Source organism: Bacillus sp. es.034, from assembly GCF_002563655.1.
Lineage (GTDB): Bacteria > Bacillota > Bacilli > Bacillales > Bacillaceae_B > Rossellomorea.
This window is the reverse complement of the sequence record NZ_PDIY01000001.1, coordinates 21,865-45,757: the sequence shown is the minus strand read 5'-3', so window position 1 is coordinate 45,757 and position 23,893 is coordinate 21,865. Positions and strand designations below refer to the sequence as shown.

Annotated in this window: 22 protein-coding genes; 21 read left to right on the top strand and 1 reads right to left on the bottom strand. The window is 41.6% G+C overall.

From position 1 onward, the window contains the following. Positions 1 to 3: 3 nt before the first annotated feature. From fabG to ATG71_RS00200, 3 genes are all read left to right on the top strand, one after another. A complete protein-coding gene (gene fabG / locus ATG71_RS00210) occupies positions 4 to 765 on the top strand; it encodes a 3-oxoacyl-ACP reductase FabG (protein WP_098437420.1) in 762 nt (253 codons plus the stop codon). A 12-nt stretch (positions 766 to 777) separates the two neighbouring features. Next, positions 778 to 1,875, top strand: a complete 1,098-nt coding sequence (locus ATG71_RS00205; RefSeq protein WP_098437418.1) for a tartrate dehydrogenase — start codon at positions 778 to 780, stop codon at positions 1,873 to 1,875. Positions 1,876 to 1,938: 63 nt separating this feature from the next. Next, a complete protein-coding gene (locus tag ATG71_RS00200; protein WP_098437415.1) occupies positions 1,939 to 3,282 on the top strand; it encodes a hypothetical protein in 1,344 nt (447 codons plus the stop codon). 551 nt (positions 3,283 to 3,833) lie between these two features. On the opposite strand, the gene ATG71_RS00195 is transcribed toward ATG71_RS00200, so the two are convergent. After that, the gene (locus ATG71_RS00195; protein WP_098437412.1) at positions 3,834 to 4,841 is read right to left on the bottom strand and encodes a LacI family DNA-binding transcriptional regulator; all 1,008 of its coding nucleotides are present in this window, start codon (positions 4,839 to 4,841) and stop codon (positions 3,834 to 3,836) included. Positions 4,842 to 5,293: 452 nt separating this feature from the next. Between ATG71_RS00195 and ATG71_RS00190 the strand changes: the two genes are divergently transcribed. The 18 genes from ATG71_RS00190 (at position 5,294) to ATG71_RS00110 (ending at position 23,885) form a co-directional block, all read left to right on the top strand. After that, entirely contained in the window at positions 5,294 to 6,589 is a 1,296-nt protein-coding gene (locus tag ATG71_RS00190) for an ABC transporter substrate-binding protein (protein ID WP_098437410.1), read from the top strand. A 37-nt stretch (positions 6,590 to 6,626) separates the two neighbouring features. Continuing rightward, positions 6,627 to 7,496: a carbohydrate ABC transporter permease gene (locus tag ATG71_RS00185; RefSeq protein WP_098437407.1), complete on the top strand. Its 870-nt coding sequence runs from the start codon at positions 6,627 to 6,629 to the stop codon at positions 7,494 to 7,496. Positions 7,497 to 7,501: 5 nt separating this feature from the next. After that, positions 7,502 to 8,350 (top strand): carbohydrate ABC transporter permease, encoded by an 849-nt coding sequence (locus ATG71_RS00180; protein WP_098441675.1) that lies wholly within the window; start codon positions 7,502 to 7,504, stop codon positions 8,348 to 8,350. A gap of 49 nt (positions 8,351 to 8,399) precedes the next feature. Continuing rightward, positions 8,400 to 9,455 carry a zinc-dependent alcohol dehydrogenase gene (locus ATG71_RS00175; RefSeq protein ID WP_098437405.1) on the top strand — a complete coding sequence of 352 codons (1,056 nt, stop codon included), beginning with the start codon at positions 8,400 to 8,402 and terminating at the stop codon, positions 9,453 to 9,455. A gap of 60 nt (positions 9,456 to 9,515) precedes the next feature. Further along, entirely contained in the window at positions 9,516 to 10,310 is a 795-nt protein-coding gene (locus ATG71_RS00170; protein WP_098437402.1) for a sugar phosphate isomerase/epimerase family protein, read from the top strand. A 16-nt stretch (positions 10,311 to 10,326) separates the two neighbouring features. After that, the gene (locus ATG71_RS00165) at positions 10,327 to 11,361 is read left to right on the top strand and encodes a Gfo/Idh/MocA family protein (protein WP_218925513.1); all 1,035 of its coding nucleotides are present in this window, start codon (positions 10,327 to 10,329) and stop codon (positions 11,359 to 11,361) included. Further along, complete coding sequence (locus tag ATG71_RS00160; protein ID WP_098441674.1) at positions 11,361 to 13,580, top strand: glycoside hydrolase family 65 protein; 2,220 nt, start codon at positions 11,361 to 11,363, stop codon at positions 13,578 to 13,580. Before ATG71_RS00165 ends, ATG71_RS00160 begins: the two co-directional genes overlap by 1 nt. A 14-nt stretch (positions 13,581 to 13,594) precedes the next feature. Further along, the gene (gene pgmB, locus ATG71_RS00155) at positions 13,595 to 14,257 is read left to right on the top strand and encodes a beta-phosphoglucomutase (protein ID WP_098437397.1); all 663 of its coding nucleotides are present in this window, start codon (positions 13,595 to 13,597) and stop codon (positions 14,255 to 14,257) included. A 79-nt stretch (positions 14,258 to 14,336) separates the two neighbouring features. Continuing rightward, positions 14,337 to 16,016: an alpha-amylase family glycosyl hydrolase gene (locus ATG71_RS00150; protein WP_098437395.1), complete on the top strand. Its 1,680-nt coding sequence runs from the start codon at positions 14,337 to 14,339 to the stop codon at positions 16,014 to 16,016. Positions 16,017 to 16,021: 5 nt separating this feature from the next. Then, a complete protein-coding gene (locus ATG71_RS00145) occupies positions 16,022 to 17,167 on the top strand; it encodes a glycerate kinase family protein (protein ID WP_098437392.1) in 1,146 nt (381 codons plus the stop codon). A gap of 47 nt (positions 17,168 to 17,214) precedes the next feature. Beyond that, positions 17,215 to 17,538 (top strand): hypothetical protein, encoded by a 324-nt coding sequence (locus ATG71_RS23195; protein ID WP_179886409.1) that lies wholly within the window; start codon positions 17,215 to 17,217, stop codon positions 17,536 to 17,538. Continuing rightward, a complete protein-coding gene (locus ATG71_RS00140; RefSeq protein WP_286162865.1) occupies positions 17,516 to 18,388 on the top strand; it encodes a tyrosine-type recombinase/integrase in 873 nt (290 codons plus the stop codon). Before ATG71_RS23195 ends, ATG71_RS00140 begins: the two co-directional genes overlap by 23 nt. Beyond that, positions 18,385 to 19,512, top strand: coding sequence for an IS91 family transposase (locus tag ATG71_RS00135; RefSeq protein WP_098437389.1), 1,128 nt, complete (start codon positions 18,385 to 18,387; stop codon positions 19,510 to 19,512). The genes ATG71_RS00140 and ATG71_RS00135 overlap by 4 nt, the downstream gene beginning before the upstream one ends. A gap of 396 nt (positions 19,513 to 19,908) precedes the next feature. After that, positions 19,909 to 20,406, top strand: a complete 498-nt coding sequence (locus ATG71_RS00130; protein ID WP_098437386.1) for an LURP-one-related/scramblase family protein — start codon at positions 19,909 to 19,911, stop codon at positions 20,404 to 20,406. Between the two features lie 193 nt (positions 20,407 to 20,599). Continuing rightward, on the top strand, positions 20,600 to 21,298 hold the full coding sequence (vanR, locus tag ATG71_RS00125; RefSeq protein WP_098437383.1) for a vancomycin resistance response regulator transcription factor, VanR-F/VanR-M family: 699 nt from the start codon (positions 20,600 to 20,602) through the stop codon (positions 21,296 to 21,298). After that, positions 21,291 to 22,412, top strand: a complete 1,122-nt coding sequence (locus ATG71_RS00120; RefSeq protein ID WP_098437380.1) for a HAMP domain-containing sensor histidine kinase — start codon at positions 21,291 to 21,293, stop codon at positions 22,410 to 22,412. The genes vanR and ATG71_RS00120 overlap by 8 nt, the downstream gene beginning before the upstream one ends. 86 nt (positions 22,413 to 22,498) lie before the next feature. Beyond that, positions 22,499 to 23,365, top strand: a complete 867-nt coding sequence (gene vanY / locus ATG71_RS00115) for a VanY-A/VanY-F/VanY-M family D-Ala-D-Ala carboxypeptidase (protein ID WP_098437378.1) — start codon at positions 22,499 to 22,501, stop codon at positions 23,363 to 23,365. Positions 23,366 to 23,399: 34 nt separating this feature from the next. After that, a complete protein-coding gene (locus ATG71_RS00110) occupies positions 23,400 to 23,885 on the top strand; it encodes a VanZ family protein (RefSeq protein ID WP_098437375.1) in 486 nt (161 codons plus the stop codon). Positions 23,886 to 23,893 lie beyond the last annotated feature (8 nt).

Below are 23,893 nucleotides of genomic sequence, written 5' to 3'. Positions count from 1 at the left end.
GTCATGGCGCACTTAGAGAATCAGATAGCCATAGTGACTGGTGCCAGCAGGGGCATCGGCAGGGAGATTTCCCAAAAGCTTGCCTTGGATGGGGCCACTGTTTATTTAGTGGACATTCAGGAACAGGCTTTATTGGAGACCTATCATCAGTTCATGGAAGAAAATCTTTCGGTTATGGCCATAACCGCCGATGTCACCAACGAAGCGGAAGTGGAAAAGCTATTCACCGAGGTGGAAGCGGATCATGGGAAGGTAGATATATTAATTAATAATGCCGGAATCATTCGTGACAATCTATTATATAAGATGAGCTCGACCGACTGGGATGATGTAATGAATGTTCATTTGAAAGGCACGTTCCTTTGCAGTAAATATGCCCAGAAATCAATGGTGAAAAATCAGTATGGACGAATCATTAATCTATCTTCCGTTTCAGCACTCGGAAGCAGAGGTCAAGCGAATTACGCTGCAGCGAAGGCTGGCATACAGGGTTTTACCAAGACGTTAGCCATTGAACTTGGGAAATATCATATCACGGTGAACGCGATTGCTCCCGGCTTTATCATGACAGACATGACGAAAGCAGTGGCAGAACGGCTGGGAATCCCTTTTGAAGAACTGATAGAAGCCAAAGTCAAACAAATCCCGGTCAACAGGGCTGGTACGCCGGAAGACATCGCGCAGGCAGCGAGCTTTTTTGCAAGCCCGGATTCTTCCTTTATAAGCGGTCAGGTTTTATATGTTGCCGGGGGACCAAAAGCATAGGAGGTCAAGGAAATGAAACAGAAGAAAATTGCCCTTATCCCAGGGGATGGGATAGGACCTGAAGTCGTAGCAGAAGGTGTTAAGGTCCTGAAAATGATTGAGGAAGTCGATCCACAACTTTCTTTCAGCTTTACGGAGTTCCCTTGGGGATGTGAGTATTATGTGGATACGGGAAAGATGATGGCTGACGACGGGATCGATCAATTGAAGGAATTCGATGCCATCTACTTGGGAGCGGTAGGATATCCCGGGGTCCCCGATCACATCTCCCTATGGGAATTACTATTGGAAATACGCAAGAAGTTTGATCAGTATGTAAACCTCAGGCCGATTAAACTCCTGCATCCTGATTTAACCCCTCTTAAGAATAAAAGTGAAAAAGAAATAGACTTCCTGGTGATCCGTGAGAACAGTGAAGGGGAATATGCCGGAGCGGGTGACTGGCTCTTTAAAGGAAAGGCGGAGGAAGTGGTACTACAGACCGGTGTTTTTTCCCGGAAAGGGACGGAACGGATTATCCGCTATGCTTATGAAGAGGCACGAAAACAGAAGAAGACGCTGACGAGCATCAGCAAAGCGAATGCCCTTAATTATTCCATGGTATTCTGGGATGAAGTATTTAACGAAGTAGGCAAAGAATATCCTGATGTCCAAACGTATTCTTACCTAGTGGACGCGGCTAGCCTCTATTTCGTCCTTCAGCCGGAAAGATTCGAAATTGTGGTGACATCCAATTTATTCGGGGATATCCTGACGGACTTGGGTGCTGCGATTACAGGTGGTCTTGGTTTGGCGGCAGGTGCCAATATCAACCCTGAACGAACGTATCCTTCCATGTTCGAACCCATCCACGGCTCTGCTCCTGATATTGCCGGCAAGGGACTGGCCAATCCCCTTGCTGCCATATGGTCTGTCAGTCAGATGTTGGATCATTTTGGTGAAGAAGCATGGGGGAATGCGATACTGTCGACCATTCAGGAGATTCTTTCCCGGAAGGATGCTCTCACCCCTGATTTAGGCGGAGAGGCAACGACAGAACAACTCGGGAATGAATTCAGGGATCTATTAAAGCATCATGCACCTCTTCCTGACAAAGTACAAAGGGGATGAGGAGTCATTCCTAACAGAATAGTATCAGTAGATTGTTAGAGACTTAAAGAGAGAAGGGACAACATGTTACGTTTTTCTCTCATCATGAGTATGTGTTTTCTTTATATTGTTGAAGCTTTTATGCCGAACGTTTATATTGGTTTGGTTTTTAACATAGTGGCCACGGCCGTATTTTTGCTATTCCTTCCTTTATTAGAATGGAAAGGCCGGATATTTACACTGGGCCTGTTTACTGCAGGGGGAATCATTCACTATACAGTTGGAGATACAGGCTTTGATCTGGTCCAGGGAATCACGCAGAATATGCCCCTGTTATCGATTCTCATTTTAGCTCCACTTCTATCCGTGCCACTGAGAAGAGAAGGGATCATTGATTCTGTTATCCTTTATTTGAATGAGTTGAAGCACAACCCACGAAAAACATTTTATGGCATAAGCACGTTTATGCTGACCCTGGCACCAATCTTGAATATGGGTGCCTTAAGGATTGTTCACGGGTTTGTGGAAAGTATACATCTACCGTCCAAGTTACTATCAAGATCCTATTATGTAGGATTTACCCCGGCGGTCATATGGTCGCCATTTTTTGCTTCAGTGGGGATTGTCCTATTCTATTTAGATATTACTTATCTTTCATATGTCGCCGTCGGAGTCATGTTTGCGGTTATTCAAATGATGATGGGTATCGTTCTTTTTCGACCTAGGATAGTAGAAGAGACTGCTGCGGCCGAGGAAAGAAACGAGATAATTTCACATGAAAAAGGGCCAAAGAAGGATATTTACCTCCTCTTTGGTTTTGTCCTCGGATTGGTTGTGCTGTTGATTATCATGGAGCAGGTCTTCGAGAAGTCCATGCTGCTCCTGGTCAGCATCATTTGTTTCCTGGTTCCTGTAGCCTGGGTAATCTTTCGGAAAAGGAAATCAATCGTTAAAGAAGAAATCATTCTCTATAAGAACAAGCTCCAATCACAGAAAATGGAGATCTGCCTCTTCTTAAGTGCAGGGCTGTTCGGGAATGCTGTTTCCCATACACCCGTCAAGGAACTATTGGAGAGGTCCATACAGTGGTCGGCCACACAATCCATTGGCGTTTTGTTTCTCTTCATCATCCTATTGGTGACCTTTATGGCGTTTCTCGGAGTGCATCAGATTATCGTCACACCGTTGATATTAACCTCTCTCGACTTTACAGCCATGCCTAATGTAGCGGTTGCCAGTGTAGCATTTATGTGTATTTTTACGTGGATGCTGTCATCTGCGATCTCTCCGTTGAATGCTATGAATATTATCATCAGTCAGTGTGTTCAGAGGAATGGGGTCACCGTTGCTTTTAAGTGGAATGGGGTGTATTTTCTTTCGATAACGGGATTGGCGTTTGTGTATGTGTATGTTTTGAATTGGATATGACGAAGCACGGGGACGGTTCTCGTGCTTCTTTTTTTATAAAAATAAGAAGCAGCGGAACCGTCCGACAGTTCTCCTGTTTCCCGCTGGGATTGCCCGAAACCTGGGGATACGCACCGTTCTTTATGTGCCTCCAAATAAAGAAAATTCGACAGGACGGCATGATTATGGAATATATCGCATGATTTATCTGAATCTACGCACGATTATTCTGAAGGCCGCACGATTATCTTCAACCCTGCACGAAAATGATTATTCTCGCATGAATCCCCTGGTTATGGTCCTTTTTGGGTGTATATATTGATGGGGGGAACTCTTGAAAGCGGCCAGTAACATGGAAAGGTACGGTTTTTCTGCACGAATAAACACACTTCGGCCATCTGTTAATAACTTTTCAGTAAAAAAAGCTGTGATTTTCGTCGGGATTTGCGGAGGCGCCTATTCCAGCATATATCCAGGAAGCAGCGGAACCGTCCCCATGCTTCACCCATGCTTCAAAAAAAACAGCTTCTTGTAACACCAGCAATAACAAAACAATCGCTAAAATACCGGTTCTACGAAACAGATTCCCCGATGATTTCTTCCGTTTCAATTATCGTCCGGGCAGGGATAGGTTCATTGTCTTTGATTTTTGAAAAAAGAAAATGAGCACCAGCTTCTCCTAGCTTTTTGACTGGGATTTCAATACTCGTCAATGCCGGAGTAAGAAAAGGTGGATGGCTCGTATTGCTGTAGCCGACAACCGATAGTTCCTGCGGTATCATTATATTTAAATCGGTCGCGGCTTTAAAGACACCGATGACTTTTAAATCGTCCGTCGCCAATACAGCGGAAGGCCGTTTAGGTAAAGAGAGCAGTTGATTCGCAGCTTGATTGCCAGAGTCGACGGTATATCCGCTATCCACGAGCCATCCTTTGTATAATGGCAGGTCATGGTCCTCCATACACTTCTTGAACCCATCGAGCCTGTCAATGGAGACATGATAGTCTAAGGGAGAGTGGAGACAGGCTATGTCCTTATGTCCATGATCAATCAACAGTTTCGTTAATCGATAGCTGTCCTGATAGTTATCGGTATCCACCGAGTATATATTGTGATAGTCCCCTTCCACTTTTCCAATCACAACAATGGGTATATTAAAAACATCAAGTTGTTTAAAAAAGTCTTCATCCGTTGGGGAGCTTAACATAATGATGCCTTTAATCATTTTATCTCTAATTTTGGTGATGCATTTGTTCAGTTCGTCCGTATTGTTTTTCGCCGTTTGTAAGATGACATCAAAATTTTCTTCTTCTGCTTTTTCTGCAATGGTTTGAAGGATATCCGCGAAAAACGGGTTGTTTACGGTCGTCTTGGCAGAACGAGATAGTACCATGATGGCTTCTAGACCAGAGGAAAGGGCTCTAGCTCGCTTACTGGGCTGGTAATTCAGTTGTTCAATTGCTAGCATGACACGTTCTCGTGCCGCATCGGAAATGTTGGTCTGATTATTGAGCACTCGGGAAACGGTGGACTTTGAAACGTTTGCAACCCGGGCTATATCATAAATGGTGTAACTCAGGAAAAACGCTCCCCTCTATATATTGATTTGTTCTTAATATGTGCAAGCGCTTTTAGAAATTTCGTAAATACGTAAAATGTTAATTGTGGTACCAATACAGGTCTCATTATAGAGAGGATCGTTACATTCATCAACTAATTTTTTTGAAGTGAATATTTTCCTGTCCTACTGTCTATATATCGGTTGAAATAAAATTTCAAAATTGATTGACATCTATCACTATTTGTAATATCTTTACCTCGTGGGACCGGTACCATAATGAACGGTTACTGGATTTTTACGGTAATTTATATTTTTTCTTATCTGTGGAAAGGGTACCACAAAGAGGAGGTAATAACTTTTTTTCATTTATAGAGAAATAGGAACTTATGAACGGACAACTTTGACGGGTACCAAAACATTCTAATCCTATTCATTCTGAATAAAGGATTCGGGTAATGAGGGGGAAAAAAATGATTAAAAAAGCACTCTATACACTGATGATGGGGTTATTGGCCATTACCTTAACAGCCTGCGGGGACGAAGCCGATAGTGGAAAGACAACCATTGAGTTCATGCATTCTTCGGTAGAAGAAGAACGTTTGGCTGTCATAAATAAACTAATAGCTAAATTTGAAGCAGAAAACCCTGATATTAAGATAAAGCAGGTTCCTGTACAGGAAGACTCGTACAACACAAAAATGGTGACGCTTGCAAGTGCATGGAAACTTCCTGCCGTTCTAGAGGTGGGGCAAGACTTTGCTAAAGTGTTAGATAAAGAGCAATTAATTGACCGGGATTCGGTTAATACAGTGTTAGATAAGACTGGTAAAGAGAATTTTTATGATGGTGCCTTGAAACTAGTCAAGACTGAAAATGGAAAAAACTATACCGGAGTACCGATCAGTGGATGGGTACAAGGTATTTGGTATAACAAAGAAATGCTTGCATCAAAAGGGTTTGAAGAACCGAAGAACTGGGACGATGTATTGACTATTGCTAAAGCGTTTACAGATCCGGGTAACAAACAGTATGGAATTGGAATACCGACTGTAGAAGGTGGTTTTTCTGAGCAGGCATTTTCTCAATTTGCTCTTTCAACTAATGCCAACGTGCTTGATGAAAAAGGAAAGTTAAATATGGATTCTAAAGAAATGAAGGAATCGTTGACTTTTTATAAAGAGTTATCAAATTACACGATGCCGGGTTCAAATGATGTTACGGAAGTAAAGGATGCATTTATGAGTGGATCGACCCCAATGGCTGTCTATTCTACGTACATTCTTCCATCTGTTTTTGAAGAAGGTGAGGCAGAGAATATTGGATTTGCCATTCCGACTCAGGAAACAAAAGCGGTATTCGGAACGGTCTCAGCACTAACGATTTCAACTGATTTAGAAAAAGAGAAAAAAGAGGCTGCACAAAAATTTGTGGAGTTTATGGCTCAGCCTGAAAATATGACGGACTGGATCTTGATGTCTCCAGGGGGAGCACAACCTGTTAATAAGCTAGTTCTTGAGAATGAAGCGTATCAATCGAACGAGGTAGTGAAGGCATTTGGAGAACTTCCTGCAGAGATTGCATCGTCCTATAACGATATTCAAGTGTTCGGCTTAGTGGAAGGAAAGAACTTCTTGAAAATGGGTGATATTACAAACTCTGGTACCATACCCCAAATGATTAACGCCATCACGGTTGGTGGCAAGAGTATTGACAGTGAGTTGAAAAAAGCTGAAAAGTCCATTCAAGAAATTATAGAAGAGAAATGATGGAATAGATTCATTTTTATTGATAAGGAGGTAAAACATGAAGGTACAAAAAAAAGAAAGATCGGATTTGAAGTTGGCTGCTGTCCTGCTGTTTCCGAGTATGTTTTTAATTCTGCTCTTGGTCGCCTATCCGATGCTTTCCAATATTCAAATTAGCTTTTTTCAACAACCGATCAATCCTAGACTAAGTTCCGTTTTTGTTGGCTTAGAAAATTACATGGATATTCTAACAGATCGGTCGTTTTATGCGTCCCTTGGTATTACAACATTGTACATGGTTCTCTCTGTTGGGGGAAGTACAGCTTTTGGCTTGGCTGTGGCAATTTTCTTTAACCGTCCATTCAAGTTCCGTAAGCTTGCCCGTTCCCTCATTATCCTTTCTTATGTTACACCTTCCATTTCATTGGTGTTTGCATGGAAATATATGTTCAATAATAGTTACGGAATAATCAATTACTTGGGAGTAGATGTTTTCGGCTTTTTTAAAACCGCTCCACTTTGGTTCGATAAGCCTGTTAGCAGTTTTATCTTAGTTGTGTTATATGCCATTTGGAGATATTTCCCTTATGCTTTCATTTCATTCTTAGCAATTCTACAGACAATTGATACCACACAATACGAAGCGGCAGAAATTGATGGTGCAAATGCATGGCAGAAGTTTAAGGTTGTAACGCTTCCAGCAATTATGCCGGTGTTGATAACGGTCGTTACGCTTCGTGCGATTTGGTTGTTCTATATGTTTACGGACGTTTATCTACTCACAAACAAAGTGGACATCCTAGGTATTTACTTATATGAAACAGCGTTTGCTTTTAATGATCTTGGTAAAGCAGCTTCCATTTCAGTGATTCTGTTTATTTTTCTTTCTATTGTGATTATAGCAACACGAAAGCGGGTGAAATATTAATGGCAATGGCGAGTAATCAAAGAAATAAAGTCATCAAGAAGGTTGGGTTTTATTCTGGTCTTATTGCATTGTTGACCGTATCATTGTTTCCATTTTTAATCATGTTGATGACGTCCTTTAAATCATCAAAGGAAGCGGTATCAACCAGTCCGACGGTTCTACCGATAGATTGGACGTTCATCCATTATATTGATATTTTCAATCCGGATATCTTTCCGTACCTTGCTTATTTTAAGAACAGTTTAGCCGTTTCCCTTACAGCATCAGCCATCTCAGTCACCATTGGGATCTTCGGGGCTTATGCGTTATCACGTTTGAAGTTTATGGGAAGAACCACGATCAATGCAAGTTTCTACACGGTTTACATGTTTTCTGGAATTTTGCTCGTTGTTCCGTTGTTCAAAATCATTTCAGGGCTTGGCTTATATGATACGAAAACGGCTCTTGTCATTACGATGATTGTTCAGACACTACCTACTTCGATTTTTATGTTAAAAAGTTACTTTGATACGATACCGGATGATTTGGAGGAAGCGGCTACGATTGACGGCCTAACCCGGATTCAAATTATCTTCTATATTATTATTCCGTTATCAATATCAGGTATTGTCTCTGTGTTTGTATACTCCTTTATGGTTTCGTGGAATGATTTCTTATTTGCAGCGATTTTCTTATCGGATTCTGCGAATTTTACATTACCAATTGGATTAAACACCCTGTTCAGTACGCCTGATTATATATGGGGACGTATGATGGCAGCTTCCCTTGTTACAGCACTACCCGTTGTCATTATGTATGCTCTAAGTGACCACTTGATCAAGGGTGGAGCAACAGAAGGTGGAGTAAAAGGATAAAGGAATGCCTGAGGAGAGAAAAATACTAAACGATAAAGAGGTTATGACAATGAAAAAACTTATTGCAGCAGCACCTAGAGTAGCTAGTTTAGTGGTATATGAAGATCAACCGCTTCAAGAAAATGAAGTCAGGATTAAGTGCGAATTCGCTTCTCCTAAGCATGGGACAGAAGTAATTGACTTCCGTGGGATGACTCCATTCATGGACGAATACTTTGATGAAGAATGGCGCATGTTTATGCCTCGTCAGGAAGGGACAGCTCCTGGAATCGTTTTTGGCGAATTCCAACTAGGCAACATGATCGTTGGGAACATTGTCGAAAAGGGAGCAAAAGTGAGCGAGTATGAGATTGGTGAAACGGTTTGTACGTATGGTCCGATTATGGAAACCGTTATTGTAAATGCGGTTGATAACCATCGTTTACGCAAAATGCCGGAAGGGGCTAAATGGCAGAATGCCGTTTGCTATGATCCAGCCCAGTTTGCTTTTAGTGGCGTGCGTGATGCAAATGTTCGTGCCGGTGATTATGTAGTGGTTGTCGGCTTAGGTGCCATTGGTCAAATTGCGATTCAGCTTGCGAAAAAAGCAGGCGCGAGCATCGTCATTGGGGTGGATCCGATTGAAAGACGCCGTGACATCGCTCTGAAGAATGGGGCAGATTATTGCCTGGATCCAATTTCCACTGATGTTGGGTATGAAGTGAAAAAGCTGACGGACAAGCTTGGCGCGGATTCCATTATTGAAACAAGCGGAAATGCAGCAGCCCTGCAAGATGCATTAAAAGGAATAGCGTATGGTGGGATTATCTCTTATGTGGCATTTACAAAGCCATTCCCAGAAGGGTTGAATCTAGGACGTGAAGCGCATTTTAACAACGCCAAGATCGTCTTTTCCCGTGCAGCCAGCGAGCCAAATCCAGATTATCCACGCTGGAATCGCAAGCGAATCGAGGACACTTGCTGGGAGTTATTAATGAATGGCTATCTAAACTGTGTGGACATCATTGATCCAGTTGTCCGTTTTGAGGAATGTGCTGAAGCCTATATGGAATACGTAGATAAGCATCCAGAATTAAGTATTAAGATGGGAATTCAATACAACTAATCACCCGTTCTCAGCCGTCCTTATAGGGCGGCTTCTGAATGAACGTAGGAGGAATAAGTCATGAAGATTGGCACACAGAACCAGGCGTTTTTTCCAGAAACTATTAAAGAAAAGTTCCGTTACCTCAAAGAAGTAGGGTTTGAAGGCTTTGAAATCGACGGAAAGCTGTTGGTCGACCATTTGGAAGAGGTTAAAGAAGCCATTGCTGAAACAGGCATTCCTGTTACAACAGCTTGTGGAGGTTACTCAGGCTGGATTGGTGATTTCATTGAAGAACGCAGAGAAAACGGCTTAGCAGAAATCAAGCTAATCCTTGAAGCTCTTGCTGAGGTTGGTGGCAAGGGAATTGTTGTACCGGCAGCATGGGGAATGTTTACATATCGACTTCCCCCTATGCAATCTCCAAGAAGCGAGGCCGGTGACCGTAAAGTGGTATCAGATTCTCTTCTGTACTTAGACAAGATTGCGGAAGAAACAGGGACAACGATTTTCCTAGAACCGTTAAATCGTTATCAGGACCACATGATCAATACGTTGGCAGATGCCCGTCGTTATATTGAAGAATTTGATTTGAAAAATGTTAAAATCATTGCTGATTTTTACCATATGAACATAGAAGAAGATGGAATTTCAGAAGCGGTTCACGCAAATCGTGACCAGATCGGCCATATCCATTTAGCGGATAACCATCGCTATCAGCCTGGAAGCGGATCAATCGACTTCAAGAAACATTTCGATCAGTTAAAGCAAGATGGCTATGAAGGTTTTCTTACGATTGAATGCCGTGTTCGTGGAAATGATCCTGAAGCTGAATACAAGCAGGCATTGGAACATCTAAGAGAATCGTTAGCATAAAGGGAGGCTGGTGTTCGTGAAAAAGAAGGTAGCCATAATTGGAGCAGGACAAGTGGCGGAGAAAGTTCATGTTGCTTATTACCAATCACGTGAAGAAGTAGAAGTGGTTGCTGTCGTCAGCCCTAATCCAGAAGGTGTCAAAAGCTTTGCGGAGCGAAATGGCATTCCTCATTATTTTACCGATGCAGAAAAGATGTATACGACGATCAAACCGGATATCGTCAGTATTTGTACCCCAAACCGGTTTCATAATGAGAGTGCTCTTCTTGCACTTGCGCATGGTTGTCACGTGCTATGTGAGAAACCACCAGCCATTTCATCTATGGAAGCGAAGGAAATGAGGGATGCAGCTGAGGCAAGTAACCGTATCTTGGCCTATAACTTTCACCACCGGTTTGCAGAAGATGTTTCCATTCTTCGTGAAAAGGTAAAAAACGGTGAGTTAGGCGATGTGTATGTGACGAAGGTTAAGGCATTACGCCGCTGCGGTATTCCGGGCTGGGGAAGTTTTACCGACAAGGAACTGCAGGGTGGGGGACCATTGATTGATCTCGGATCGCACATGCTGGATGCGGCCCTTTACGTCCTTGGGTTCCCGAAAATTGAAAAGGTCACTGCGAAGATGTATCAAAAGATCGGCACGAAGAAATCCTCTGGAACGTTGGGAGAATGGGATCCGAATAAGTATGAAGTTGAGGACAGTTTATTTGGATTTATTGAGCTTGAAGGTGGAGCGTTACTTCAGGTTGAAACGTCGTTTGCGTTAAATATAAAAGATACTTCGATTATGAACGTGGAATTTTGCGGTGCCGAAGCGGGTGCAACTCTTTTCCCAGCTCAGGTCTACAAGGATCGTGACGGTGAGCTTGTTTACCAAATAGACAAGGAAACAGCTGACCCTGACCGCCAGCAGAAAAGTATGGATGCATTTGTCGATCGATGCTTGGGGGAAGAAGTAATGGTAGCTGACGGACACCAAGGTTACATCATCCAGCAATTGATTGAAGCATTGTATCAATCTGCAGAAAAATGTGAAAGTGTGAGCCTATGATGAAAAAACGAGGAATCTATGAACATGGTTTTGATACACATTATCTAAACAAGTATGGGAGTTTGCTCACGTTAGGAAATGGTTATTTAGGGATTCGTGGCACTCATGAGGAAGATTATACAAGTCAAACGCGCGGAATGTATGTCGCAGGTGTTTTCAATAATGCAACGGCCAATGAACCATCTGAAATTGTTAATTTACCAGACATCATCGGGATGACAATTGAAATCGATGGTCAGCCGTTTTCTCTACTAAATGGAGAAATTGTTTCGTATGAGCGGGCGATTCATTTTGAAACAGGTGAATTAAGGAAGAACATTACTTGGAAGAGCAGAACGGGAGCGCGTTATCAGTTTCTCTTTCAGCGATTTGTGAGTAAAGATGATTTGCATGTGGTGGCGTCGAAGGTCACCATTACCAGTTTAGATCAAGCGAGTTCTATTAAACTAGTTACGGGGATTGATGCTCAGCAGACGAACTCCGGAAGACAGCATGTAATAGAAGAGAGTGTCCGGGTTTATGACGAAGAAATCATCCAAGGGGTTTATACAACAACAGAATCCGACGTGAAGGTAGCCATTGCCGCAAGCTTAGCTGTGCCTGAACATAGTCAACTGTCAATGTCGTCTAAAAATCGCCAACTTATGGCGGTTATAACCAATGAATTGACTCCGAACGAACCATTCATTCTGGAAAAAATCGGGTCGATCTACACTTCATATGAGTGTGAGGAGCCGGAGAAAATGAGCCTGGATTCTGTTCAAGCACAAAAGGCATTCGGGTACGACCGTTTACTTGAGCAATCAGCTTCTGAGTGGCAGAAATTCTGGGAACGGAATCGGGTTCGAATTCAATCTGACAATGAATTCGATCAAACCGCAATGGACTTTGCCTTGTATCACATTGAAATCATGACTCCAGCACATGACGAACGCTTTAGTATCGGTGCCAAGGGACTGACCGGTGAAGGGTACAAAGCACATGTATTTTGGGATACGGAAATCTTCCTAGCACCATTCCATCTGTATACGAATCCTGAAACGATGAAAAAACTATTAACATATCGTTTTATGCGTTTACAAGAGGCACAAGAAAAGGCGGCACAAAATGGTTATGAGGGTGCACTATTCCCATGGGAAAGCGCATTTACCGGAAAGGAAGAAACACCGGAGTTCGCGGCGATTAACATTCGGACTGGAACACGACAGAAGGTTGCTTCCGCCCTTGCAGAGCACCACATTGTGGCTGACATTGCCTTTGCCGTTGTGAAATACTATGAAAATACGTTAGATGAAGTCTTTATGAAACATGAAGGACTAGCTCTCTTGAAAGAAACAGCCCGTTTCTGGATCAGCCGGACGTCAGATGAAGGCGGCGTACTTTCCATCCTGGATGTGATAGGACCTGACGAATATACGGAGCACATCAACAATAACGCATACACGAATTACATGGCTTATGAGAATGTCAAGCAAGCCCTTCATTTTATGGAAAAGTACCAAGATGCGGATCCTTCCTTCGTTGAGAAGGGTGAGGATTTCCTAAAGCGTTTGTATCTGCCAAAACCGAACGATGAGCTAATCATTCCGCAGGACGATACATTCTTAGGTAAACCAGCAATCGACTTGACTGCATATAAACAGAAGCAAGGAAGCCAAGCCATTTTACTTGATTATTCAAGACAGGAAGTTAATGAAATGCAGATTCTCAAACAGGCTGATGTTGTCATGCTGATGTATTTGTTACCTGACTTATTTCCAAGAGAGGTTGTAATGAAAAACCTCTTCTATTATGAAGAGCACACGATTCATGATTCCTCATTAAGCAAAGCGATTCACGCGATTGTGTCCGCACGTTGTGACGATGGAGAGAATGCATACCGCTTTTTCAAGGAAGCATGCTTAATCGATTTAGGGACAAATCCTCGTTCATCAGACGAAGGAGTCCATGCAGCTTCTTTAGGATCCATTTGGCTTTCGGCACTTTTTGGTTTCGCAAATATGACCATGAGTGCAGATCGTATCGCAGTGCATCCGAAGTTGCCTGCAAATTGGGTTGAATTAAGTTATCCGCTAACCTATCAAGGTAGAAAGCTGGAATTCAAGTTGACGCATGATACTTGTGTGATTACAAAACGTTCAGGACTAGATTTAATGATTGAGATAAATGGCAGTGAATATAAGTTGAGTGATCAACTTGAAGTAACCGTTAAGGATTGAAAAGAGGGGTAAGAATGAAGAATCAAACGATTGAAGCCGTTGTATTTGATTTAGATGGAGTGATCACGGATACAGCTCATTATCATTATCTTGCCTGGAAACAGTTGGCAGAAGAGTTGGGCATTGTCATTAATGAAGAGTTTAATGAACGGTTAAAAGGAGTGAGTCGCATGGACTCACTTGAGCTCATATTGCAGGAGGGTGGCCGGGAAAACGACTTTAGCCTTTCAGAAAAAGAAGAAATGGCAGCCAAGAAGAATGCCCACTACTGTGAATTCTTAAAGGATTTAACACCAGACGATATCTTGCCGGGAATCCCAAAGTTAATGGACGCATTGAAGAAAGAAGGTATTCTGATTGGTCTTGCTTCTGTTTCAAAGAATGCGGGAACTGTATTAAAAGCATTACATCTTGAAGAGATGTTCGATTATTGCGCTGATGCGGCAAAGATCAGCAAATCAAAGCCGGATCCTGAAATTTTTCTTACTGCTTGCAAAGGACTAGGAGCTGACCCGGAACATTCAATCGGAATTGAAGATGCTCAGGCTGGTGTTGAAGCGATCAACGCTAGTGGCATGTTTGCTGTAGGTGTCGGTGAAACCCTTGTGAACACTGATTATAAAGTAACGAGAACCACTGAACTGGATTGGGGAAAAATAAAAGCAGTATATTATTAATTAAAAGATTTAGCAAATTGGCTGTAGACACATTCTCATACTATTGAATATATCTACAGTTTTTTTAGGAGATGAGGATATGTCTATCATTCATATAATCGAAGAGAAATTAAAGAGTATTTATAAAGAAGCTTATCAGGAAAACTATTTAGAGCAATTCAAAGCATTGCTCGAAGAGTGGAAGAAGCGACCGTGGGAGGCAATAGATGCCCCTTCTGAAGAAAATATCTACTTAATCACGTATGGTGACAGTATTTTTGAACAAGGAAAACCAACGTTAGAAACGTTGCATCACTTTTTAAAACAGGAAGTTCAAGATACGATTACAGATGTGCATCTATTGCCAATGTTCCCTTATACTTCTGATGATGGTTTCTCAGTAGTTGATTACAACGAAATTAATTCTGAATTAGGGAATTGGGATGATGTTACAAGGATGTCCGGTGATTACAGATTAATGTATGACTTTGTTGCGAACCATATTTCTAAATCGAGTGAATGGTTCCAGGGTTATCTTAACGGTGAAGCGAAATATCAGGAATATTTCATTCCGAGAGATCCTGAGTTTAACACTGAGCATGTGGTACGACCAAGAACTTCTCCCCTTTACCATGAGTATGCGGGCAAGGATAAAGTGAAAACCGCTTGGACAACCTTTAGTGAAGATCAAGTGGATTTGAACTTCCGCCATTTCCCTGTACTACTTGAGACAACGGAGATCCTTCTGTCTTATGCCCATAAAGGTGCTTCAAGCATCCGCTTGGATGCCATCGGCTTTATTTGGAAGGAATCGGGTACTTCCTCCATGCATTTGCCGGAAGCGCATGAGATCATTCAATTGTGGAGAGATGTGTTACATTATTTTAAACCGAACACACAGATTATTACAGAAACGAATGTCCCACATGAGGAAAATATCAGCTATTTTGGTAACGGTACCAATGAAGCGCATATGGTGTACCAGTTTTCCCTCCCGCCATTAGTCCTTCATACGATGACAACACACGATGCTTCTAAATTGTCTTCATGGGCAAAGACCATTGGCAAGGTTTCTGATGAGGCTACCTATTTTAATTTCCTTGCCAGTCACGATGGAATTGGGATGCGTCCAACAGAGGGAATTTTAACAGAAGAAGAGAAACAAAGGCTGGTAGATAAAGTAGTTGAAAACGGTGGGCGGATTTCGTATAAAACGAATACCGACGGCAGTCAGTCTGTTTATGAAATGAATATTAATTACTCCGAAGCGTTGGTCAATAAAGGAGAAGATGATACTGAAGAGTTGGCAGTGAAAAAGATGTTGGCTGCTCATTCCATCCTGTTGTCAGTGATGGGTGTTCCGGCAATTTATTATCACAGCCTTCTAGGTTCTGAAAATGATTACGAAGGACTTGAAGCTTCTGGAATCAACCGCCGTATCAACCGTCAGAAATTTGAGTTAGAAAAGATTACAAGTGAGTTAGAAGAAAATTCACGCCGAAAAGGAATTTTCCAAGGTTTACGGAAGATGATAAAGGTACGCAAGGAGCAAAGTGGGTTCTCTCCTTATGCACAGCAATTGGTTGTTGATTTAGGTTCAAACATATTTGCTTTGAAGCGGCATAATCAAGTCACTGGAGAAGAAGTGTTCTTTGTTCTCAATGTTGATGCAAAACCTGTAGTGACAGATATCGGGATGAAGGGTTCTGACCTCTTAACAGGTAATGAGGTTGGTCCAATGGTGACTCTTGATCCATATCAATACTTGTGGGTAAGGTGAGGAACATGAACGTATTAGTTGCATCAGATTCTTTTAAGGGTTCGCTTTCTTCCATTGAAGTAGGAGAGTGTGTTAAGAAAGGCATTTTACGGGCGATTCCTGATGCCGAGGTCGTCATCTCCCCCATGGCCGACGGGGGGGAGGGTACCATTGACGCCCTTCTCCACGACAGTGAAGGTTGGAAAGTTGAGGTAGAGGTACACGGACCTCTAATGGATAAGATACTGACCCAATATGCCGTTATGAAAGATCATATTGTTTTTATTGAATGTGCAAAGAGCAGTGGTTTGCCATTAGTTCCCCTTGAATTACGAAACCCAATGGTTACTAATACTTATGGATTTGGTGAACAGATTAAGGATGCAATAGGAAAAGGGTATCGCCATTTCATCCTGTCTCTAGGAGGAAGTGCAACGAATGATGGCGGTATTGGAATGCTCCAGGCACTAGGCTGGGAATTTTTTGATGACAAAGGGGCTTTATTGTATCATGAAGGAAACCCGTTATTAAAGGTTGCGTCCATTTCGGATGGAAATGTACTGCCGGAGATAGAGGAATGTACCTTTATTGCTGCCAGTGATGTCACGCATCCGTTTTTTGGACCAAACGGAGCGGCTCATATTTTTGCCAAGCAAAAAGGGGCAAACGAAAGGCAGATTCTTGAATTGGATGCAGCGTTGAGTCGGTTTGCGGATTTGATAGAGACATCCTATGGTGTCAGAGTTCAAGAAATCGCTGGTGCTGGCGCCGCTGGAGGCTTAGGTGGTGCCATTGTCGGTCCATTAAAAGGATCTATTCAATCAGGTGTTGAACTTGTCATGGAGGTTACGGCTATCAAGGAAAAAATAAAGTCGGCGGATGTTTTGATAACCGGTGAGGGAAGTTTGGATAATCAGTCCATCATGGGGAAAGTTCCTTTTGGAATTGCCAAACTAGCTAAGGAATATGGAAAACCCGTCATTGGCATTGCTGGCAGGATCGATACCGACCTTAAAGAAGTAAATAACTACTTTAATGGTGTCTTTTCCATTCAAACCGAATGCCGCAGCTTAGAAGAAGCATTGGATCCTCATGTATCTCGACTCCAGCTTGAAATCACGGCAGAACAGATTACCAGAGTGATGATGTTAAAGGGTGAAATGTCTTTTTAGTGTACATGGAACCATCATCGAGATATTCAAAAATTTAGACTAGGAGCATGGGTTCTCGTGCTTCTTTTTTTAAAAAATTGGAAGCAGCAGAAGAACGAAATCGCTATCGCGATGGCTTAAAAGATTCCTTCCAACTAAAAAAGGCAAAAAAAAATGAAAAAGTATATTCTTTTGTGGTATTGTTTAATCGCCAAACAAAACAAACCGTAGAAAGAACGTACTTTTTCATATGCCTATTATATCATCGTATTCCTCGTATTTGTATACCCTTATTCTTATTACCAAAAATCGACCACCTCCAAAGAGTAGATAGACATTATTTATCTATTATTCTAGGAGGCTATTTGCGTGGATTATCATCAAAAAATTGAACTTTATTTCGAACTTAAAGGAACACCAGACTCCTCGAGGGAGTCCTATAGGCGGAGAATGAAGGCATTTGTTTCGTTTATGGAAAAGCAAAATAAAAAAATCTCTGACACGACAGAAGAGGACATTCAACAATACATCCTTTTTCTGAAACAAGTGAAAGGACTCACCCCGGGGACGATTAACACCTACATTTCTTCAATTAAATTCTTCTACACTTACGTGTTAGAAAAAGAATGGAACCCATACAAACTTCCGAGGATGAAAAGAGTAAAGAAGTTTCCTGTCATCCCACCCAGGGAAGACGTCCTTACTATTCTCAACTCCTTTCGAAACATCAAGCATAAAGCTATTTTTTATTTAATCTATAGTAGTGGGCTTCGTGTAAGCGAAGTCGCCCGATTGAAGATTAGGGATATCTGTAGTAAATCCATGAGGATTCGTGTGGATCAGGCCAAACATAATACCAATCGATATACCATACTATCCGAATCAGCACTTATCGTGCTTCGAGAGTATTTCAAAGCCTCTTTCAAAGGGAGACCCTACAAACCGGACGATTGGTTATTCCCTAGTAATAAAAATCCATCGGGACATATCCATATTAAAACGATTAAAAATACGATGATTAGACTCCGGAATAAACTGGAGTTAGAGACTACTATTTCAGCTCACACGTTAAGACATTGTTTTTCGACCCACTCATTGGAAGATGGGATTGACCCTGTATACATTCAACAGATGCTTGGTCATAAAAACCTTAATACGACACTTGGCTATTTACACATGACCTCAAAAAGTTTGATGGGCGTGAAAAGTCCTTTAGATAATCTGGGAAAAGACCAACGATGAGTACAGTTCAAGAACTGTTTCATACCTTCTATCCCACTTACAAAGAAACATACAAACGCTCTATGGAACAAGCAAAGGCAGCCACAAACATGATGAACTGCAGGACTGCCGCAATGGGTGGACATTCTTACGAATGTGGGTCCTGTAACCATTCCTTAGTACGGTATAATTCCTGCCGAAATCGGCATTGTACCCTATGCCAGGGAGTAAATAAGGATATTTGGGTCGATCAACGAAAAAAAGATATTCTCGATGCCCCTTATTTTCATGTCGTGTTTACGATGCCAGAACAGCTGCATATGTTGATCTATCATAATCAGAAACTCCTTTATGATTTAATGTACAAAGCTGTCGCCGAAACGCTAACCGAACTGGCAGGTGATAAAAAGTACTTGGGAGCACAGATTGGATTTTTCTCGGTTTTACACACCTGGGGGCAAAACCTTCATTATCACCCTCACATCCATACCGTTGTATTGGCCGGTGGACTAAATGATCGAAATCAGTGGCGCCGTTCAAGTGAGAAATTCTTTATTCCAGTGAAGGTACTGTCTAAAAAGTTTCGGGGAAAGTACCTCTATTACCTGAAACAATACTATCAACAGAAACAATTGAGATTCTTTAACGAGTCCAAGAAATATCAAAATGCGAAGTCTTTTCAAGCATTGATTGATGAGTGTTACAAAAAAGATTGGTATAGCTATACGAAAAGGACCTTCTCAGGACCTATCGCCGTCATGGAGTACCTTGGCCGTTACACTCATCGAATTGCCATCTCTAACAATCGGATTGTTTCCGCTGACAAGCAATCCGTCACGATTAAAGTGAAGGATTATAAACGTAATCAAAAAAAGACCGTAACCCTGAAGGGTGTAGAATTTCTCCGTCGCTTTCTCATGCATATCCTACCGAAGGGGTTTGTGAAGATTAGACACTATGGTCTCCTGGCGAACCGGAATAAAAAGTCCAAGCTGAAACTCTGTCGAAAGCTAACGAAAAGCCCTACGTACAAACCATTGTTTGAAGGATTAAACAAGATTGAGATTCTTTCTATTCTTATCAAAAAGGATGTTTCCCTCTGTCCTTCCTGTAAAAAATCGCATTTAACAGAGGCTATACCATGATCGTCAACAACCGAATATTTTCTTTGAAAAGCCTCTTAAGTGGGGAGGGGGAAACTATATTCTTTACAGTCCCGGAAGGGATTTAGCTGACTCTTTTCCCGGAAAAACATCAAAAAACAGAAGGATTTCGTTACCGATCAGCCGATTGAAATTCCATAGCCGGGGACCGCGACTTCCTTCTTCCTGGCAATCAAAAATTTTGCGTGCATTCTTATTACAAATATAAAGTGAAAAGATCCAACTAGATTATTACCCTAGTTGGATCTTTTTGCGCGCAAAACTTCCAATTGACCCCTTTAAGAACCGTCCCCGTACTTTTGGAATAATACTGAAACCAAATACCCTCCTCAAACGTAAATAAAAGAAAGACCTAAGTATGCCAAGGGAGGAATCATCATGAGGCAGCTTTATATCAAACAAAAGGTATTCAGTCTCAGTGAAAAATTCACGGTGAAGGATCAGGAGGAAAAGGACACGTATTATGTCGAAGGAAGCTTTATGAGGGTCCCGAAGACGTTCTCCATCATGAATACAAGCAGGGAAGAAGTGGCCCTTATTACGAAGAAGGTATTCAGCTTTTTACCGAAGTTTTTTGTTGAGGTGAATGGTCAAGAGGTATTGACGATCAAGAAGGAATTCTCCTTTTTAAAAGCACGCTATTCGATTGATGCGGCAGGCATTGAAGTGCAGGGAAACTGGCTGGATATGGACTTTCAGGTTTTACACAATGGGAGAGTCGTAGGCGAAGTGGGCAAGGAGTGGTTCAGTTGGGGCGACAGCTATAGGGTTCAGATACTGGATGAAAAGATGGAAACGATTATCATTGCCCTTGTGATTGCGATTGATTGTGTGAAGGCTGATCAGGCGGCTGCTTCTTCGGGAGCGTCGGTTTAAAGAAGGAAGCATGGGGACGGTTCTCATGCTTCCTTTTTCTATATAAAAGAAGCAACAGAACCGTCCCCATGCTTACCTTGAATAATCAAAGGAAATAGTAGAGAATAAAGTACAGGTTTTACATTATGCGGTGTTCCCCATCAAGAAATGGGGCTATGATAGTCGAAGGTGACTTGATATAGGAGTGGGATAGATGAAGAGTATTTCGATTCTGGTTGCGGATGATGAGGAGGAAATAGCGGACCTGGTTGCCATCCATCTGGAAAAAGAAGGATACGATGTTGTGAAAGTACATAATGGGCAGGAAGCCATACGTGTGATCGAGACTCGCTCGATTGATTTGTTGATTTTGGATATTATGATGCCGGAGATGGATGGGTATGATGCCACTCGTTTGATTCGGGAACGGTATAATATGCCGATTATTTTTTTGAGTGCGAAAACGTCTGATTTTGATAAGGTCCATGGGCTGGTGATAGGAGCGGATGATTATATAACAAAGCCGTTTACTCCCATTGAATTGGTTGCGCGTGTGAATGCGCATTTGCGAAGGTTTATGAAGTTGAATCAACCTAAGGCTTCTGGTAAGAAAGCGACGTTGGAATTTGGTGAAATCGTGATTTCTCCTGATCAGCGTACGGTTTTCCTTTATGGTGAAAATATTGAGCTGACGCCGAAAGAGTTTGATATTTTGTATTTATTGGCCAGTCATCCAAAGAAGGTTTATAGTGTAGAAAATATTTTTCAGCACGTATGGGAAGATGCATACTTTGAAGGCGGCAACACGGTAATGGTGCATATTCGTACGTTACGGAAGAAACTTGGGGAAGATAAGAGAAAGAACAAGTTAATCAAAACGGTCTGGGGAGTGGGGTATACATTTAATGGCTAAATTTATACACAGTTTTCGCGCCAAAGTCCTCGTATTATTTGGTTTAAGTATGCTTCTCGGCGGTGTGATCACTTACATCCTTTTTAGAGGATTACAGCTTTATTATCATACGGTGGTCCGTCGTGGAGAACCATTGGCCCAACTCCGTCAATTCATTGACAGCATTGGAGATTTTAACGTCTTTTTTATCCTGTTTATTTCCCTTTCGCTCTTATTTTTCTATATGCTTACGAAGCCGATTTCTACCTATTTCAGTGATCTATCAACGGGAATTCAGTATCTCGCCAGTGGCGACTTTAAACATCGGGTGAATATCGAGTCAAATGATGAATTTGGTGATATTGCTCAAGCCATTAATCTCGCAAGTGAAAAACTGGAAGAAGCGATACAAAGAGGCGATTTCTCAGAAAACAGTAAAGAACAGTTAGTGGTGAATTTGGCTCATGATTTGCGTACGCCCCTCACGTCTGTTTTAGGTTATTTAGATTTGATCCTTAAGGATGAGAAGCTGACCAAAGAACAGGTCAGACATTATTTAACGATTACCTTTACGAAGTCTCAGCGATTGGAACGGCTTATTGACGAATTATTTGAAATAACGCGAATGAATTATGGCATGCTGCCTTTAGATAAGAAGCAGATTAATTTATCGAATCTTCTTAATCAATTGAAGGAAGAATTGTATCCTGTTTTCGAAAAAAATCATTTGATCGCCCGAATGACGATTCCGCCCCAATTACCTATTTGGGCTGACGGTGAGCTATTGGCCCGTGTGTTTGAAAATCTTTTAACCAATGCTAATCGATACGGATATGATGGTCAGTTTGTAGATATTAACGGGTTTGTCGATGGAGGAGAGGTGGTCGTTCAGGTTATGAATTATGGAGACCGGATTCCTCCGAATGAACTTCCCTATCTTTTTGATATGTTTTATACCGGTGACAAAGCCCGAACTCATCAAGAAGATGGCACAGGGCTTGGTTTATTTATTGCAAAAAATATCGTGGAGCAACATAATGGGACGATTACGGTGGAAAGCAGTCTCATACGGACGGTATTTGAAGTTCGTTTACCCCAGGAAGGTATTGAACCTGATCAAGATTCCATTTCATAAAGGATTTAAGAAAAATTTAAATTTTACCCCACTCTTTTTTTAAACAGTTTTTCCTATTCTATAGTAAGAATAAGGAGGAACGTGAAATGAAGAAGTGGGGATTTTTATTGTTATTGGCATTATGTTTGGGTTTCACATTTGTTTATAAGGAATCAACGTTTCAAGATCAAGTAGAGATTCATCGTAACGATGCTCATGTAGAAAATAGCGGGACGTCAGAACACTTTCAAACGATCGAGATAAAAAAAGAACAAGTCTTTCAAGGGAATTTACTTTTGGTGAATAATGAATATCCGGTTCAGCAGGAGAGTATAACATCAGACGTTGTCAATCTATTTACGCATGAAGAACTGACAAAGGGATACGGATTGTTTGATACCAACATAACATTGTCAGAGGATGTGGCACATAAATTCTCCGAGATGACCGTTGCTGCCGGTAAAGATGGGGTTAGACATTTCATCATCAATAGCGGCTATCGGGGCTTTGAAGAGCAACTTGCACTTTACCAGGAAATGGGGTCCGACTATGCCTTGCCTGCAGGCTACAGCGAACACAACTTGGGGCTATCACTTGATGTAGGATCCACTCAAAGGAAGATGGAGCTGGCATCAGAAGGAAAGTGGATCGAAGAAAACGCGTGGAAATACGGCTTTATATTACGGTATCCAAAGGATAAAACAGACGTTACGGGAATCCAATACGAACCATGGCATATTCGCTATGTTGGATTGCCCCACAGTGTGATTATGGAAGAAAAGAACTTCGCTTTAGAAGAATACTTAGCATTCCTAAAAGAACAAAAATCGATTTCAACGACGATACAGGGTGAAACATATGAGATCTCATATTACCAAGTCACCAAAGATACGACCATTCGTGTGCCTTCCAATCTTCATTATGAGATATCAGGCAACAACATGGATGGTGTCATTGTAACGGTGTTTCCCTAAATTCATTGGATACATATAAATGAGAGGAGATAACATGGAAAAAATAATATCTAGAGGATTGCTGGCTTTCTATTTAGTCATACTAACCTGGCTAGTCCTATTCAAATTACAATACAATATTTTCTCAGTATTTCATTATCACTATACTAGTTTAAACTTGATCCCATTCGCTGCACCTGGAAGTACCAGAGAGATGGTAGATAATATCCTTATCTTCATTCCATTCGGTCTGCTTTTGGATGTCAATTTCAAAAAAGTGGGCTTTTCACCTAAGGTTGCCCTTATATTGGCTCTAAGTCTTACTTTTGAATTCATTCAATTGATATTCGCTATTGGAGCGACAGACATAACCGATGTCATTACCAATACTGTTGGTGGGTTGCTTGGGCTGGAATTGTATGGAGTGTGCAATAGGTTTATGAATAATAAGAAATTGGACTGGGTTATTCTTTTGTTAGGTATATTTTTGCTTGTATTGTTGGTATATTATCGTAGTCATTTGGTAATTAAATATTCTTAGGGAAGCAT

Excerpts from the sequence above, each read along its gene's own strand:
- ATG71_RS00185 (WP_098437407.1), top strand. The coding sequence starts at position 6,627 with ATGAAGGTACAAAAAAAAGAAAGATCGGATTTGAAGTTGGCTGCTGTC.
- ATG71_RS00160 (WP_098441674.1), top strand. The coding sequence starts at position 11,361 with ATGAAAAAACGAGGAATCTATGAACATGGTTTTGATACACATTATCTA.
- ATG71_RS00175 (WP_098437405.1), top strand. The coding sequence starts at position 8,400 with ATGAAAAAACTTATTGCAGCAGCACCTAGAGTAGCTAGTTTAGTGGTA.
- ATG71_RS00200 (WP_098437415.1), top strand. The coding sequence starts at position 1,939 with ATGTTACGTTTTTCTCTCATCATGAGTATGTGTTTTCTTTATATTGTT.
- ATG71_RS00120 (WP_098437380.1), top strand. The coding sequence starts at position 21,291 with ATGGCTAAATTTATACACAGTTTTCGCGCCAAAGTCCTCGTATTATTT.
- fabG (WP_098437420.1), top strand. The coding sequence starts at position 4 with ATGGCGCACTTAGAGAATCAGATAGCCATAGTGACTGGTGCCAGCAGG.
- ATG71_RS00205 (WP_098437418.1), top strand. The coding sequence starts at position 778 with ATGAAACAGAAGAAAATTGCCCTTATCCCAGGGGATGGGATAGGACCT.
- ATG71_RS00180 (WP_098441675.1), top strand. The coding sequence starts at position 7,502 with ATGGCGAGTAATCAAAGAAATAAAGTCATCAAGAAGGTTGGGTTTTAT.
- ATG71_RS00135 (WP_098437389.1), top strand. The coding sequence starts at position 18,385 with ATGAGTACAGTTCAAGAACTGTTTCATACCTTCTATCCCACTTACAAA.
- ATG71_RS23195 (WP_179886409.1), top strand. The coding sequence starts at position 17,215 with ATGGGTTCTCGTGCTTCTTTTTTTAAAAAATTGGAAGCAGCAGAAGAA.
- ATG71_RS00170 (WP_098437402.1), top strand. The coding sequence starts at position 9,516 with ATGAAGATTGGCACACAGAACCAGGCGTTTTTTCCAGAAACTATTAAA.
- pgmB (WP_098437397.1), top strand. The coding sequence starts at position 13,595 with ATGAAGAATCAAACGATTGAAGCCGTTGTATTTGATTTAGATGGAGTG.
- ATG71_RS00110 (WP_098437375.1), top strand. The coding sequence starts at position 23,400 with ATGGAAAAAATAATATCTAGAGGATTGCTGGCTTTCTATTTAGTCATA.
- ATG71_RS00190 (WP_098437410.1), top strand. The coding sequence starts at position 5,294 with ATGATTAAAAAAGCACTCTATACACTGATGATGGGGTTATTGGCCATT.
- vanY (WP_098437378.1), top strand. The coding sequence starts at position 22,499 with ATGAAGAAGTGGGGATTTTTATTGTTATTGGCATTATGTTTGGGTTTC.
- vanR (WP_098437383.1), top strand. The coding sequence starts at position 20,600 with ATGAAGAGTATTTCGATTCTGGTTGCGGATGATGAGGAGGAAATAGCG.
- ATG71_RS00130 (WP_098437386.1), top strand. The coding sequence starts at position 19,909 with ATGAGGCAGCTTTATATCAAACAAAAGGTATTCAGTCTCAGTGAAAAA.
- ATG71_RS00150 (WP_098437395.1), top strand. The coding sequence starts at position 14,337 with ATGTCTATCATTCATATAATCGAAGAGAAATTAAAGAGTATTTATAAA.
- ATG71_RS00145 (WP_098437392.1), top strand. The coding sequence starts at position 16,022 with ATGAACGTATTAGTTGCATCAGATTCTTTTAAGGGTTCGCTTTCTTCC.